The sequence below is a fragment of the Devosia sediminis genome, from assembly GCF_016411825.1.
GTDB classification, from domain to species: domain Bacteria; phylum Pseudomonadota; class Alphaproteobacteria; order Rhizobiales; family Devosiaceae; genus Devosia; species Devosia sediminis.
On record NZ_JAEKMH010000002.1, the window covers coordinates 286970 to 300871 of the forward strand.

The 13902-nt window shown below is 64.1% G+C and carries 16 protein-coding genes; 10 read left to right on the plus strand and 6 right to left on the minus strand.

Annotation, left to right across the window (positions count from 1 at the left end; all coding sequences use genetic code 11):
• Position 1 precedes the first annotated feature (1 nt).
• The 3 genes from JEQ47_RS08690 to JEQ47_RS08700 all read right to left on the minus strand — a co-directional run bounded on the left by JEQ47_RS08690 (position 2) and on the right by JEQ47_RS08700 (position 3103).
• Positions 2–1834, minus strand: a complete 1833-nt coding sequence (locus tag JEQ47_RS08690) for a TadE/TadG family type IV pilus assembly protein (RefSeq protein ID WP_198876021.1) — start codon at positions 1832–1834, stop codon at positions 2–4.
• 59 nt (positions 1835–1893) lie between these two features.
• Entirely contained in the window at positions 1894–2565 is a 672-nt protein-coding gene (locus JEQ47_RS08695) for a L,D-transpeptidase (protein ID WP_198876022.1), read from the minus strand.
• A gap of 121 nt (positions 2566–2686) precedes the next feature.
• The gene (locus tag JEQ47_RS08700; RefSeq protein WP_198876023.1) at positions 2687–3103 is read right to left on the minus strand and encodes a response regulator; all 417 of its coding nucleotides are present in this window, start codon (positions 3101–3103) and stop codon (positions 2687–2689) included.
• Between the two features lie 421 nt (positions 3104–3524).
• Here JEQ47_RS08700 and JEQ47_RS08705 point away from each other — a divergent pair, with 421 nt between their 5' ends.
• From JEQ47_RS08705 to JEQ47_RS08735, 7 genes are all read left to right on the plus strand, one after another.
• On the plus strand, positions 3525–3788 hold the full coding sequence (locus tag JEQ47_RS08705; RefSeq protein WP_198876024.1) for a hypothetical protein: 264 nt from the start codon (positions 3525–3527) through the stop codon (positions 3786–3788).
• A gap of 100 nt (positions 3789–3888) precedes the next feature.
• Positions 3889–5310, plus strand: coding sequence for a histidine--tRNA ligase (hisS, locus tag JEQ47_RS08710; protein WP_198876025.1), 1422 nt, complete (start codon positions 3889–3891; stop codon positions 5308–5310).
• A 136-nt stretch (positions 5311–5446) separates the two neighbouring features.
• Positions 5447–6511, plus strand: a complete 1065-nt coding sequence (locus tag JEQ47_RS08715; RefSeq protein ID WP_198876026.1) for an ATP phosphoribosyltransferase regulatory subunit — start codon at positions 5447–5449, stop codon at positions 6509–6511.
• Positions 6508–7200 carry an ATP phosphoribosyltransferase gene (gene hisG / locus JEQ47_RS08720; protein ID WP_198876027.1) on the plus strand — a complete coding sequence of 231 codons (693 nt, stop codon included), beginning with the start codon at positions 6508–6510 and terminating at the stop codon, positions 7198–7200. The genes JEQ47_RS08715 and hisG overlap by 4 nt, the downstream gene beginning before the upstream one ends.
• A gap of 2 nt (positions 7201–7202) precedes the next feature.
• Positions 7203–7406 carry a hypothetical protein gene (locus JEQ47_RS08725; protein ID WP_198876028.1) on the plus strand — a complete coding sequence of 68 codons (204 nt, stop codon included), beginning with the start codon at positions 7203–7205 and terminating at the stop codon, positions 7404–7406.
• A 90-nt stretch (positions 7407–7496) separates the two neighbouring features.
• On the plus strand, positions 7497–8714 hold the full coding sequence (locus JEQ47_RS08730; RefSeq protein WP_328768604.1) for a glycosyltransferase family 2 protein: 1218 nt from the start codon (positions 7497–7499) through the stop codon (positions 8712–8714).
• A gap of 9 nt (positions 8715–8723) precedes the next feature.
• The gene (locus JEQ47_RS08735) at positions 8724–9473 is read left to right on the plus strand and encodes a TSUP family transporter (protein WP_198876029.1); all 750 of its coding nucleotides are present in this window, start codon (positions 8724–8726) and stop codon (positions 9471–9473) included.
• Here the strand turns inward: JEQ47_RS08735 and JEQ47_RS08740 are convergent.
• The 3 genes from JEQ47_RS08740 to JEQ47_RS08750 form a co-directional block, all read right to left on the minus strand.
• Positions 9470–9733 (minus strand): BrnA antitoxin family protein, encoded by a 264-nt coding sequence (locus tag JEQ47_RS08740; protein ID WP_407931776.1) that lies wholly within the window; start codon positions 9731–9733, stop codon positions 9470–9472. The two genes, JEQ47_RS08735 and JEQ47_RS08740, sit on opposite strands and share 4 nt — an antisense overlap.
• A 226-nt stretch (positions 9734–9959) precedes the next feature.
• On the minus strand, positions 9960–11600 hold the full coding sequence (groL, locus tag JEQ47_RS08745) for a chaperonin GroEL (protein WP_198876030.1): 1641 nt from the start codon (positions 11598–11600) through the stop codon (positions 9960–9962).
• A gap of 49 nt (positions 11601–11649) precedes the next feature.
• Positions 11650–11940, minus strand: a complete 291-nt coding sequence (locus JEQ47_RS08750; protein ID WP_198876031.1) for a co-chaperone GroES — start codon at positions 11938–11940, stop codon at positions 11650–11652.
• 183 nt (positions 11941–12123) lie between these two features.
• On the opposite strand from JEQ47_RS08750, the gene JEQ47_RS08755 reads away from it, so the two are divergent.
• Genes JEQ47_RS08755 through JEQ47_RS08765 form a run of 3 tightly spaced genes read left to right on the plus strand, consistent with a single transcriptional unit; the run spans position 12124 to position 13734 of the window.
• Positions 12124–12471, plus strand: a complete 348-nt coding sequence (locus tag JEQ47_RS08755) for a DUF427 domain-containing protein (RefSeq protein ID WP_198876032.1) — start codon at positions 12124–12126, stop codon at positions 12469–12471.
• Positions 12472–12527: 56 nt separating this feature from the next.
• The gene (locus JEQ47_RS08760; RefSeq protein WP_198876033.1) at positions 12528–12719 is read left to right on the plus strand and encodes a hypothetical protein; all 192 of its coding nucleotides are present in this window, start codon (positions 12528–12530) and stop codon (positions 12717–12719) included.
• 46 nt (positions 12720–12765) lie between these two features.
• Complete coding sequence (locus tag JEQ47_RS08765) at positions 12766–13734, plus strand: DMT family transporter (RefSeq protein WP_328768608.1); 969 nt, start codon at positions 12766–12768, stop codon at positions 13732–13734.
• Positions 13735–13902 lie beyond the last annotated feature (168 nt).

Consider the following 13902-nt stretch of genomic DNA (forward strand, 5'->3'; position numbering starts at 1 on the left):
CTTACTGTGTCAGTCGCAGCGATGAGATGTTGCGTGCGATCTGATCGAATGCAGCCGACAGGCTGGCGGCGTTGGATGCGAGATAGGCGTGGCTGGGCGTGCTGGCACAATAGTTCAGCACATTCGCAGCCGCGCTGCCTGCTGTGATGCCGAAACCTACCGTGTAGACCACGATGTCCGCCGCCCTCATGCCGTCGCAATAGTCGCGCGCCTGTTTGTAGGGTTCGCCATTAGGCGCGTTGCAATTGATCCGGTCCCAGCCTCCCGCGGAGTCGGCGGAAACGGCGCCATTGCAGTGGACGGTGTTGAATTCGCCGTCGGTCATGATGATGGCGGCCTTGAGCAGGTTGGCCTTTCCGTAGGGCGCAGGCCGGCTGATCTCGGGCCAGACATAGCCGAAATTGGGGGATAGCATGTACCAGGCCCAGAGAATGCCGAGACTGCCGGCCGTATTGCCCGTGGCCGGCAGGTTGTCGATCGTATCGTGCAGCGTATCGCGGTCATCGGTCAGCGGCACGATCTGGGTATTGGGGCAAATGCCGCTCGGAACATAGTTGCGCCCGACGAATGTCGTGCTCGGCGCCCGGTCGTTGATGGGCGTGACACGGTCGGTTACGCAATCAGTGATCGGGTAGGTGTAAGTGCCCCACAGGCCCTGATAGCGGAAATAGGTGCAGCCCTCGCTGGCATTCTGCCAGGTGCAATGCAGCTTGCCGCTATTGGCCGTGTAGATGGCGGTATGGTTGGTGCTATAGCCGCTCAATTGCAGCGTATTGGTGGTAGCGTTCGTCACGCGGTAATCTGTGTTGTTGATGCCATTTCCCAGTTGCCAGGTGGCGACATCGGTCACGCGCACCCAGTCGTTATTGGAGTAGCCGTGATTGTTGGAAGTGAAGACGGTCGCGCAATTGGCGACGTGGCATTTCACGAACTTGCCCTTGGTGAAGTTGCCGTAATTGCGCCCATCGACGTTTCTGAGCGTGAATCGACTGGCATTGACCTTGTCGATCTGGAAGGCACGATTGTTGATTTGGGTCATGCCTTCGACCTCGAAGACATAAACCCAGTCGTTGGAAGCAAGGCCGTGATTGCTCGACGACCTGATTTCCACCGGGCTGGCCTTGGTGGCGGCTGTTATCGTCATGGTCGAGCCTGATGCCCAACTCATCGAACTGATGGTCTTGGCATCGCGCACCGGGCCCCGCAGGGCTGCAGCATAGCCGCCCGCATTGACAGCCTGAGAATAGGGGACCAGGGCGACCTTGGAGTAGGTCGGTTCCTGCTGGTCCTGGACGATGACGTCCACGAGGTCGCCGACAGCAGCCTTGAGCGCGGCAATGCGCGCGCCGCCCATCGAGCCGGTGACGTCGAGCGCCACGGCCACTTCGATATCCACCGAGCCGCGCACCGCTTCGGCCGAAAAGCTCGAGCCGAGCTGCGTCACGCCTACAAGGCTCACAAACATGGTGGGCATGGTGAAGTCACCGCCCAGGAACAAGCGTCCGGTCTCGAAATCCATGGTGATCCGGTCGACCTGTGCGTTGATGATGCCGGGCTTGCCGATCCGCTCCAGCACCAGATCCTGGGCGCTCCGGAGGATATACTCCCGGATCTCGGCTTCGGTCATGTCTTCAGCATACATGTCCGGCTGCAGCGCCAGAACGGCAGCGTCCAGCGCCACCTGCGCACGCTGACGCGCCTGTTCCAAGCTCACAAAGTCCACGGTGGCGCCGCCCAGCGCGACAAGCACGATGGCCATCAGCCCGAATATCACGGCAAAGACGCCGCTTTCGTCGCTGCCAAACCGCCTGAGGAGCGGCCTCAACTGGAACATGGAGGTCCTCCGTGCTGCGCCGGTCGCGGCCGAACCGCCGGGACTGTCGCGCAAACTCCTTAGGAAAGCACAACCACCTTTGCGTTCATTTGTACGCGTTCGTAGAGGTCGATTACGTCCTCGTTGACCATGCGGATGCAGCCCGAGGAGACGTTCTGGCCGATGGTCCAGGGTTCCACAGTGCCGTGGATGCGATAGAGCGTGGACCCGAGATAAAGCGCGCGGGCGCCCATGGGATTGCCCGGTCCGCCCGGCATGAAAGTGGGCAGGCCCGGCTGGCGGCGGCGCATCTCGGCCGGCGGCGTCCAGCTCGGCCATTCGGCCTTGCGGGTGATCCGGTGCGTGCCGCTCCACTCGAAGCCGTCGCGGGCGACGCCGATGCCGTAGCGCAGCGCCCGGCCATTGCCGAGCACGAGATAAAGGAAATGCTGCCGCGTATCGACCACGATGGTGCCGGTGCGCTCGGAGGTCGTGTAGTCCACCTCCCGGCGCAGGTAGATGGACGACACCTGGGCCGGGGCGGGAACGGCCAGCGCATGACGCGGCGCCGCCTGCTGCACGCTCACGGCGCGCGGCCGGGTTTCGAGCACGTTGACGCCTTCGGGCGGGCCGAAGCGCCAGGCCGGACGGTCGGAGCTCCAGAACGGCGCCGCCTGGGCGGGCAGGGCGGTGGGCAGGAGCGCTGCGATGGTCGTGGCAGCCACCAGCGCGCGGACGGTTCGGATCGTCATGGCCTAAAAGTCCCCAAATTCGGTTCTGCGTATTGTCCCGCAGAAGCGCAAAAGAGAGGTCAAGCCACGTGGTTAAGCTCCGGTGGCGGCGAAGGCTTAACAAAGGTTTTACGCGCAGCGCTCAGAGCAGCACCAGTTCGTCCCGCTTGCCTCCCGCCAGCACCCGCCCCAGGGCCACGCCGAGGTCGGCGCTGGTGAAGGGCTTGGGCAGCACCGCGCTGACCCCCAGCTCCCGCGCCCGGTCGCAGTTCTCGACGGAGGGATAGGCGGTCATGAGGATGACCGGGGTGGCGGATGCCGGACCGAACCGGCGGTCGCGCAGCACCTGCATCACTCCGGCACCGCTGATATCGGGCATGTACCAGTCCAGGATCACGAGGCCGAATGGCGCCGACATCAGCCTCAGGATGGCCTCGGCCCCCGTCGCCGCCTCTTCGGCTTCACCAATGCCCAGCTTGCGCAGGTGCATGAGGCAGATGGCGCGCGCATGAGCGTTGTCGTCGATCACCAGCGCCCGCAACCGCTCCGCACCGACCATGCCGCCCTCCTTACCGTCACGATACTGCAGAGGGCGTGCCGTGCTGGCAATCTGGGGCGACTACGTGCTGCGGCATTTCCAGTGTGGTGACAGTGACATGGATGCAACAGGTCGGGCGAAGTGCGACACGCTGCCACATCTTGGGGTTGCGGCTCACGACTCCGTGAGTTATCCAGCCACCGTTCGCAACTGCCATCCGAGGGAGGCGTCTAATGATAGCAATCACCGTTCGCCACTCGGGGCCAAAACTCCATCATCTCGTCCGAATCTGATTTCGGACCGCTGATGCCTCCGGCCGTCTCTGGCCGCGAACATTAACCCCCAACCTGAAAATCTGAACCGGCCCGTATTGCGTCCGGATTCCGTTTTTCTCCCTTCCTATCGTCATAGAGGCCGGCGGAGCTGTCCGCCGGATATTGCAATGTCTTCGAACGTGCTCGATGAGCGCAGCGTCGTGCTGCGCCTTGAATTCTCGATCGCCGATGCCGTGCATCAGCGGGGCCTGCGCTCCGTTCTGGTGAGCGCCATCAGCGCCTGGTGGGCGCAGCGGCCGGTCCGCTATTCCCCCGTGCCTGACTACCTGCGCAAGGACGTCGGACTGCCCGAAGCAGACGACCCCTTTCGATGGGCTGGTGTTGATCTCCACGCCTATCGGCTGCACGCCCCCGAGCGGAGCGGCCCGTGATTGAGAAAGGCAGCCGGGGACCTCCCCGGCTGCCTGCCATCCGCCATTGTTTCCGCGGCCTTGATCGTCTAACAACGGGCCGACTTTCTTGGGGCCTCAAATGACCGAAAAGACCAAGCTCATCACGCCCCGCCTGCCGCGCGGTTTCGAGGATCGCACGCCCGGCGAGATCGCCGCCGTCGGCGCCATGATCAGCAAGATCAAGGCAGTCTATGAGAAGTACGGCTTCGATCCCGTCGAAACGCCGCTGTTCGAATATACCGAGACGCTCGGAAAATTCCTGCCCGATACCGACCGGCCCAATGCCGGCGTGTTCTCGTTGCAGGACGACGACGAGCAGTGGATGAGCCTGCGCTACGATCTGACCGCGCCGCTCGCCCGCTTCTTCGCCGAGAAATTCGAGACCCTGCCAAAACCCTACCGGTCGTACCGGCAGGGCTACGTGTTCCGCAATGAAAAGCCGGGGCCCGGCCGCTTCCGCCAGTTCATGCAGTTCGACGCCGATACGGTCGGCGCGCCCGGTCCGGAAGCGGACGCCGAAATGTGCATGATGATGGCCGACGTCATGGATGCCTTGGGATTGCAGGGCAAATACGTCGTCCGCGTCAACAACCGCAAGGTGCTGGACGGCGTGCTGGAAGCCGCCGGCGTCACCAGCGACGAACAGAAGCTCACCGTGCTCCGCGCCGTCGACAAACTCGACAAGTTCGGCCCCGAAGGCGTGAAGCTTCTGCTCGGCGCCGGCCGCAAGGACGAGAGCGGCGACTTCACCAAGGGTGCCGGCCTGTCGGACGCCCAGGCGGCCGTGGTGCTGGACTATGTCTCGGGCAAGCCGCCTGCCGACAATGAGGGTGTTGCCGAACTCAACGCCATGCAAGCGCTTTTCGACGCTGCCGGCTATGGCGCGGAAAAGATCAAGATCGACCCATCAGTCGTTCGCGGCCTCGAATATTATACCGGCCCGGTCTTCGAAATCGAACTGACCTTCAAGGTGCAGAACGAAAAGGGCCAGGATGTGGTCTTCGGCTCGGTCGGTGGCGGTGGCCGCTATGACGGTCTCGTTTCCCGCTTCCGCCGCGAACCCGTTCCGGCCACCGGGTTTTCCATCGGCGTCTCGCGCCTCGCCAATGCGCTCAAACTCACCGGTAATCTCGGCGCCACGGAACCGGCCGGCCCCGTCGTGGTCCTCGTCATGGACAAGGACCAGACTGCCCGCTACCAGGCCATGGTTTCGGAGCTTCGCCAGGCCGGCATCCGCGCCGAAATGTTTCTGGGCTCCACCAAGAATTTCGGCAAGCAGGTCGCCTATGCCGACAAGCGCAATTCGCCCGTGGTCATCATCGAGGGATCGCAGGAGCGCGAGCAGGGCATCTTGCAGATCAAGGACCTGATCGCGGGCAAAGAGGCCGCCCAGGCGATTAGCGACAATGCCGAATGGAAAGCCGCCCGCCCCGGCCAGTTCGAAATTAGGCGCGAAGAGCTGGTGAGTGCGGTGAAGAAGCTGCTGAGTGAGCAGGGCTGATGGTGCTGCTCTGCCCCCTCAACAACTACGATGTCACCCCGGCGAAGGCCGGGGCCCATCTTGAGATCTCAGGATGGATCCCGGCCTTCGCCGGGATGACAGTCGGTGTGTTTGAGGTTGAAAGGGGCGGAACACCATGACCAATGCCGCCATGCGCCGCGCCCAGCTCGAGGCGCTTGTGGAAGCCCAGGGTGGGTGCCGCGCCACCCCGCCACTGCTGCTCGATGCCGATCCGTATTTTGATCTCGCGGGCGAGGAATTCGGTCGGCGCCTGTTGCTGACCACTGATCTGACCGGCGCCGAATACTGTCTCCGGCCCGATTTCACCCTGCCCATCGTTGCCGACTATATTGCCCAGGGCGCGGGGGAACCGGCCGCCTTTTCCTATCTCGGGCCGATCTTCCGCCAGCGCAGCAATGGCCCGGCCGAATTCGACCAGGCCGGTATTGAATTGCTGGCCCAGCCCGATGGCGATATCGCCCTCGACCAGGTGCTGACCTTCGCTCGCGCCGCGCTCTCGCTTTATGGCGTCACGCCGCAGGTGAAGCTTGGCGGCGTCGGCATGTTCGAAACCCTGCTGCAGCAGGCCGACATGCCCGATGCCTGGCGCTCGCGCATCCGTCACCGCTTCGGCCATACCGAGGCCATGGACCGGCTCCTGTCGCGCCTCGAACAGGCGCCGGACCTGAAGCGCAGCGAACAGCCCTCGCGCGACGACCTGATCGAGGATGTCACCGCCCGCATGGTCTCGGCCGGTCTCAGCCTCTCGGACAGCCGCACCCCGGACGAGATTGCCGATCGTTACCTCGAACAGCAGGCCCTCGACGACGCCCATGTCCCGGCAGCCACGCTGAAGCTGCTGCGCGACTATCTCTCGATCAAGGGCGATGCGCTCTCGGCTCTGCGGCAGGCGGAGGCCCTGGCCGAAAAGCACCGTCTCTTCCTCGGTCCGCCGATGAAGGCCATTCGCCGTCATCTCGATGGCCTGGGCGAAGCGCGCGTCAGCTTCGACGCCAGCTTCTCGCCGCGCCTCGACTATTATACCGGCATCGTCTTCGAGATGCGCGGTCAGGGCGGCACCGTGCTCGTGTCCGGCGGCCAGTACGATCGCCTCCTCGAACGCCTTGGCGCCAAGGCGCCGATCGCCGCCTCCGGCTGCGCCCTCTGGGTCGATCGCCTCGAAGCGGAGTGGCCGAAATGACCATCACCCTCGCCGTACCCTCCAAGGGCCGCCTGGAAGAGCTGACGCGCGACTGGTTCGCCCAGCGAGGCCTGACCATTACCCGTCCGGGCGGTGCGCGCTCCTATCTCGGGGCCATCGAAGGCCTGCCCGAGATCACGGTGCGGTTCTTCCCGGCTTCGGAAATCGCCCGCGAGCTCATTCGCGGCAGCATCGATCTCGGCGTCACCGGCCGCGACCTGATCCACGAGACCAGCGAATCCGGGCCCGCTTCGGTGAGCTTTGCCCGCGATCTGCAGTTCGGCCATGCCGATGTGGTCATTGCCGTGCCCGAGGCGTGGATCGATGTCACGCATATGCACGACCTGGCCGATGTGGCGTCGGATTTCCGCTCGCGCCACGGCCGCTGGCTGCGCGTTGCCACCAAATACATCACCATTACCCGCCAGCACTTCGCCAATGCCGGGATCGCCGAATACCGCATCGTCGAAAGCCTGGGCGCCACCGAGGCAGCCCCGGCCTCTGGCGTGGCCGATATCGTCGTCGACATCACCTCGACCGGCTCGACCCTGGCCGCCAATGGCCTGCGCGTGCTCGAGGACGGTGTGATGCTGAAAAGCGAGGCCAACCTCATCGTCTCGAAAACCGCTGACTGGTCGCCGGCGCGCCAGGCGCAGCTCGATGATCTCCTGGGCCGGCTAGGGAGCTAGCCATGGAACTGGCTTTTGTCCTGCTGTTCGTCCTCCTCGGTACCGGCGCCATCGTTTATGCCGGCATGGCGAAACGCAGGCGCAAGTCCGACAAGGGTTCGGGCGGCGACGGCGCGGTGATGGCCGGGGACAGCGACCGCCATACCGATACCGACGGCAGCGGTGATGCCGGCGGCAGTGACGGTGGCGGCGGCGGTGGCGACTGACGGGCCGGGCCTATTGCTTCCAGGGGGCAAGCCATTGCCTCCCGAGGCCAAATCACGGCACATGAACCCTGTTATGCGGCGAGGGGCGTCGTGGCCGAAGACCTTGAACTGACCATTCTCATGCCCTGCCTCAACGAGGCGGAGACGCTGGCCCTATGCGTCGAGAAGGCTCGCGGTTTCCTCGCCCGGACGGGCATTGCCGGCGAAGTGCTGATTGCCGACAACGGCTCCACGGATGGGTCCCAGGCCATTGCCGAGGCGCACGGCGCCCGCGTCGTCAACGCCACGCAGCGCGGCTATGGTGCGGCGCTGGCCACCGGCATTGCCGACGCCCGCGGCCATTTTGTCATCATGGGCGATGCTGACGACAGCTATGATTTCGCCAATCTCGACGCCTTTGTCGCGGCCCTGCGCGACGGTGCCGACCTGGTCATGGGCAATCGCTTTGCCGGCGGCATCGCGCCGGGCGCCATGCCCTGGCATCACCGCTATATCGGCAATCCGGTGCTGAGCTTTCTCGGGCGGCTGTTCTTCAAGACGCCAATCCGCGACTTCCATTGTGGGCTGCGCGGCTTCCGGCGCGACGCCATCCGCAATCTCAACCTGCGCACCACCGGCATGGAATTCGCCTCGGAAATGGTGGTCAAGGCAACGCTTGGCCAGCTCGACGTGCGCGAAGTGCCCACCACGCTCAAGCCCGACGGCCGCTCCCGCGCACCGCATCTGCGCTCCTTCCGCGACGGGTGGCGACACCTGCGTTTCCTCTTGCTGTTTTCGCCGCGCTGGCTTTTCCTCTATCCCGGCGTGGCCCTGCTCTGGATCGGCCTTGCCGTGGGCAGCCAGTTGCTGCGCGGTCCGGTGCAGGTCGGAGGCATAACCTTCGGGGTCCATACGCTGCTCGTGGCCGCGCTTTGCGTGATCACCGGCACCCAGGCCATCGCCTTTGCGATTATCGGCCGGCGCTTTGCCTCCCGCTACGGCTTCATTCCCCGCTCCGGCACCTATGACCGGTTGCTGGAGAGCCTGACCCTGGAACGGGTGCTGCTGGTCGCCCTGCTGCTGATGCTGGGCGGTTTCGTGGCCATGTTCTGGGGGCTATGGGAATGGGCGCGGCGCGATTTCGGCCCGCTCGATTCCACCGCGACGCTGCGTGCGGTGATCCTCGCCATGACGGCACTGGTCACCGGCTTCCAGTTGATGATGAGCGCCTTCATGTCCTCCATGATCAACATTCCCATCTACGAGCGGCGGCTGGCCGATCAGCCGGTGCCTGACGACCAGTTCCGCCGCCGGAACACCGATGCCTAGGTCCCCGATATGCTCGACCCCCTGATCCTGCTCGCCCTCATGGCCGTCGGCATGTTTGCCGGCTTCGTCGACGCCATTGCCGGGGGCGGGGGCATGATCACAGTGCCTGCTCTGCTCTCGGCCGGCCTGCCGCCGGTCGCGGCGTTGGGCACCAACAAGATGCAATCCATCGTCGGCACCGGCATGGCGGTGCTCACCTATTGGCGACGTGGCTATGTCGATCTGCCGCGGCTGGTTCCGGCGATTGCGCTGACTTTTGCCGGCAGCTTCCTTGGCGCCCTGACGGTCAGCAAGCTCGACACCAGCCTCCTCACCGTGGCGGTGCCGGTGGCGCTGATCGCCATCGCACTCTACTTCCTGTTCGCGCCGAAACTTTCCGATGCCGACCGCGCGGCGCGGCTGCCTTTTGCGCCTTTCGTGCCGGTCATGGGCTTCGTCATCGGCTTTTACGACGGCATTTTCGGGCCCGGCACCGGCTCCTTCTTCACCATCGGCTTCGTGCTGCTGTTCGGCCTGGGGCTGACGCGGGCCACGGGGTCGACCAAGGCGCTCAACTTCGTGTCCAACCTGGCGGCGCTCGCCATTTTCATCCCCCAGGGTGCCGTCGTCTGGCCCGTGGCCATCGTCATGGCGCTGGGCCAGGTGATCGGCGGCTATGTCGGCGCCCGCACCGGCATCCGCTATGGCGCCAAGGTCATCCGCCCGCTGGTCGTGATGGTCTCGATCGCGCTGGCGATCAAACTGCTGTTCTTCCCCTAGGCCGGGTCCAGCCCGGCCGCGGCTCGCAGGGCGGCGTTGATCCGGTCCTGCCAGCCGGGGCCGTCGTCCTGGAAATGCTCGAGCACAGCGCGGTCGAGCCGCAGGGACACCATCTCCTTGCCCTCGGGCGGCGTCGCCGCCTTCGCCGCCGGGGCGGGAACGGGCTTGCTGGTGGCGGCCTTGAAGGCGGCCTCGGCCTGGTCGATTGCGCTGCCGCGCCGGGGAGTTCGCATCGTGTCCTCGTAAATTGCTGGCGTCATTCTACGCGCCGGCAACGAAAAAGCCCCGGTGTTTCCACCGGGGCTTCCACAAAGATCGTGACTGGGAAGAAACGACCCTTGAAGCTTTTTGCTCTTTCAGGCGGCAAGGCCGCCCGGCAGGCGTCTGCCGCGCCCGCGCAGGGCCAGCAATTGGTCCAGCGCGGATTTAGCGCGTCGGGCCAATTGCGATGCGGCCCGTGAGCGAGAAGGACCTAAGGCGTCAGCCTTAGAAGTCCATGCCACCCATGCCGCCCATGCCGCCGCCGCCCGGCATTGCCGGTGCGTCAGCCTTCGGGGCTTCCACGATGGTGGCCTCGGTGGTGATCAGCAGCGAAGCAACCGAAGCGGCGTCTTCGAGCGCGGTGCGGACGACCTTGACCGGGTCGATGACGCCGGTGGCAACCAGGTCGCCATATTCACCGGTGGCGGCATTGTAGCCGAACGACGAGGCCGAGTTCTCGAGGATCTTGCCCACGACGACGGAGCCTTCGGCTCCGGCATTGTTGGCAATGGTGCGCACCGGCTCCTGGAGGGCGCGGCGCACGATGGCGATGCCGGCTTCCTGGTCGGCATTGGCGCCCTTGGCCTTGATGTTGGCGGAAGCGCGGAGCAGGGCAACGCCACCACCCGGCACGATGCCTTCTTCAACGGCAGCGCGGGTCGCGTTGAGCGCGTCGTCGACGCGGTCCTTGCGTTCCTTGACTTCCACTTCGGTCGAACCGCCGACCTTGATCACGGCAACGCCACCGGCGAGCTTGGCAAGGCGTTCCTGCAGCTTCTCGCGGTCGTAGTCCGAAGAGGTTTCTTCGATCTGGGCCTTGATCTGGCCGACGCGGGCCTGGATCTCGTCCTGGGTGCCGGCGCCATCGACGATGGTGGTGTTTTCCTTGGTGATTTCGACGCGCTTGGCAGTGCCGAGCATGTCGAGGGTCACGTTCTCGAGCTTGATGCCGAGGTCTTCCGAGATCACCTGGCCGCCAGTGAGGACGGCGATGTCTTCCAGCATGGCCTTGCGGCGGTCACCGAAGCCCGGAGCCTTGACGGCAGCGACCTTGAGGCCGGCGCGCAGGCGGTTGACCACCAGGGTCGGCAGTGCTTCGCCATCGACGTCTTCGGCGATGATCAGCAGCGGGCGCTGCGACTGCACGACGGCTTCGAGGATCGGCAGGATGGCCTGCAGGTTCGACAGCTTCTTTTCGTGCAGCAGGATGTACGGATCCTCGAGGGTCGCCGTCATCTTTTCAGCATTGGTGACGAAGTAGGGCGAGAGGTAGCCGCGGTCGAACTGCATGCCTTCGACGACGTCGAGTTCGGTCTCGGCGGTCTTGGCTTCCTCGACGGTGATAACACCCTCGTTGCCTACCTTCTGCATCGCTTCGGCGATCATGTCGCCGATCGAGGTTTCGCCATTGGCCGAAATGGTGCCGACCTGGGCAACTTCGGAGGACGAGGTGATCTTCTTGGACGAGGCCTTGAGGCTCTCGATCACGTCGGCGACGGCCAGGTCGATACCGCGCTTGAGATCCATCGGGTTGAAGCCGGCGGCGACGGCCTTGACGCCTTCGACGACGATTGCCTGACCCAGAACGGTCGCGGTGGTGGTGCCGTCACCGGCAACGTCGTTGGTCTTGGAAGCGACCGAACGGAGGAGCTGCGCGCCCAGGTTTTCGAACTTGTCTTCGAGTTCGATTTCCTTGGCGACCGAAACACCGTCCTTGGTGATGCGCGGGGCGCCGAAGGACTTTTCGATGACGACGTTACGACCCTTGGGGCCGAGGGTGACCTTCACCGCATTGGCGAGGATGTTGACGCCGCGCAGCATCTTTTCGCGGGCGTCGGTCGAGAATTTTACTTCTTTGGCAGCCATGTGAGGCGCTCCTTAAGAGGGGTTGGACGACAGGCAGGGGTTACGAAGCTCAGGCTTCGATCACGCCCATGATGTCGCTTTCCTTCATGATGATCAGGTCTTCGCCGTTGAGCTTGACCTCGGTGCCGCTCCACTTGCCGAAGAGCACGCGATCGCCGGCCTTGACGTCGAGCGCGGCAACCTTGCCGTTCTCGTCGCGGGCGCCGGGGCCAACCGAAACGATCACGCCCTCGGAGGGCTTTTCCTTGGCGGTGTCGGGGATGATGATCCCGCCTTTGGTCTTTTCTTCACTGTCGACGCGACGGACGACCACGCGGTCATGCAGGGGACGGAAGCCCATGATAAGTTCCTCTTGGCATCATCTCTGAATGCAATTTCGGACTTGTTAGCACTCGATGATCGTGAGTGCCAACAAGCTGACGGGGATATAGGGAGCCCCGACGAGGGGAGTCAAGGCGCGTGAACCTAAGTTTTTTCTCATGCGTTAAAGACAGAACGATGATCGCGCCCAAGGAGCCGCTCAATGGCCGAAACCGCCACCGTCATGCCCGTCAACGGCCGGGTCCACATCTATTTCGACGATGCCGAAATCGCCAGCTCGGTCAAGGCATTGTGCCTGGAACGGCCGGGTTCGGAACCCCGGATCTTCCTGCCGCTCGATGATGTGCATCCGCAGATCCTCGAAGCGTCGGATACCAAGCGCAAGGATGATGGCCTGGGCGAGGCGCATTTCTATACGATCAAGACTCTCACCGCCGATGGCGCCGACGAGGCATGGTACTATCCCTATGCCGACGGCCTCTACGAACCTGTCCGCGACCTTCTGACCTTTGGCGGAGATCGGGTGAAGATCAGCGTGACCGAGGTTTAGCCCGCTCCGCGGAATACCTCTTTTCCTTCCAGCCACTCTGAGCCATAAGCACCACCATGAGCGAAAAATCGAACTACGAAATCAAGCTGACCCGCAAGGGTGGCGTTGGAGCCAACACCAACTGGCACTGGGTGATCCAGGATGCCGAAGGCAAGGCGGTCAAGACGGGTAGCGCCGTGGGCGAAGAGCACAAGGCCTTCGCCACGGCGCGTATCGCCCGCGAAAAGCTGGAAGCGTCCGGCAAGTAGAGCTTGAACGACGGGGCCGCCAGCCGGCCCCGGGACAGGACAAGACGTGACCGCGCCTGCCGCTGCGCCTGAAACGAACCCCGCCGCCAGGCTGCCTGGCGGCCCGCTTCGTGGCATCGCCCTCAAGGTCTCCTCGGTCGTCTGCTTCGTCATCATGGCCACGATGCTCAAGGCCACCCAGACCATCCCCTCTGGGGAGATGGTGTTTTTCCGCTCCTTCTTCGCCATGCTGCCGGTGCTGGCTTTCCTTGCCTGGCGCGGCAACCTGCGTTTTGCCTTCGCCACCAAGCGCCCTTTCGGCCATGTCGTGCGCGGCCTTGTCGGCGTCACCTCGATGAGCCTGAGCTTTTTTGCGCTCACGCGGCTACCCCTCCCCGATGCCACGGCCATCGGGTATGCATCGCCGCTGATCATCGTCATCCTTTCGGCAGTGCTGCTGCAGGAGCGGGTCTACATTTTCCGCTGGACCACGGTCCTTGTCGGCCTTGTGGGCGTCATGATCGTGCTCTGGCCGCGTCTCACCGTGTTCTCCGGCGCGGGTGGTCCTGATAATACCGAATTCGTGGGCGCGATCGCCGCGCTGCTCGCCGCCATTCTCTCCGCCTTCGCCATGCTGCAGGTGCGTAAGCTGGTGCAGACCGAGCGCAGCGAGGCCATCGTCACCTATTTCTTCATCAGCGCCTGTGTCCTCAGCCTTCTCACCCTGCCGCTGGGCTGGGTCTGGCCCACGCCCGAACAGGCGGCGTTGCTAGTGGGGGCAGGGTTCTTCGGCGGCATCGGCCAGTTGCTGCTCACCAATTGCTATCGCTACGCCGACATGTCGGTGATCGCGCCGTTCGAATATGTGTCGCTGCTACTCACCATCGGCATCGGCATGGCCATTTTCGGCGACGTGCCGACGCTCTCGATGATCGTAGGCGCCATCATCATCGTTGGCTCGGGCATTGCCGTCATCCTGCGGGAGCGCTGGCTCGGACTCGACCGTGCCAAGGCCCGCGAGGCGAATACGCCCTGAGGGCATTCACGGGTTTGAAAGGGACAGTTTGCTCTTCCCGTTCTGCGTCCCCCACCAGCCGTCACCCTCGGGCTTGACCCGAGGGCTTTGCACTTGTCGAGGACTGTAGGGAAACGTCGCCCTCGGTAATGGCACGGTTAAAGTTAAACGCCCTCGGCTCAAGGCCGA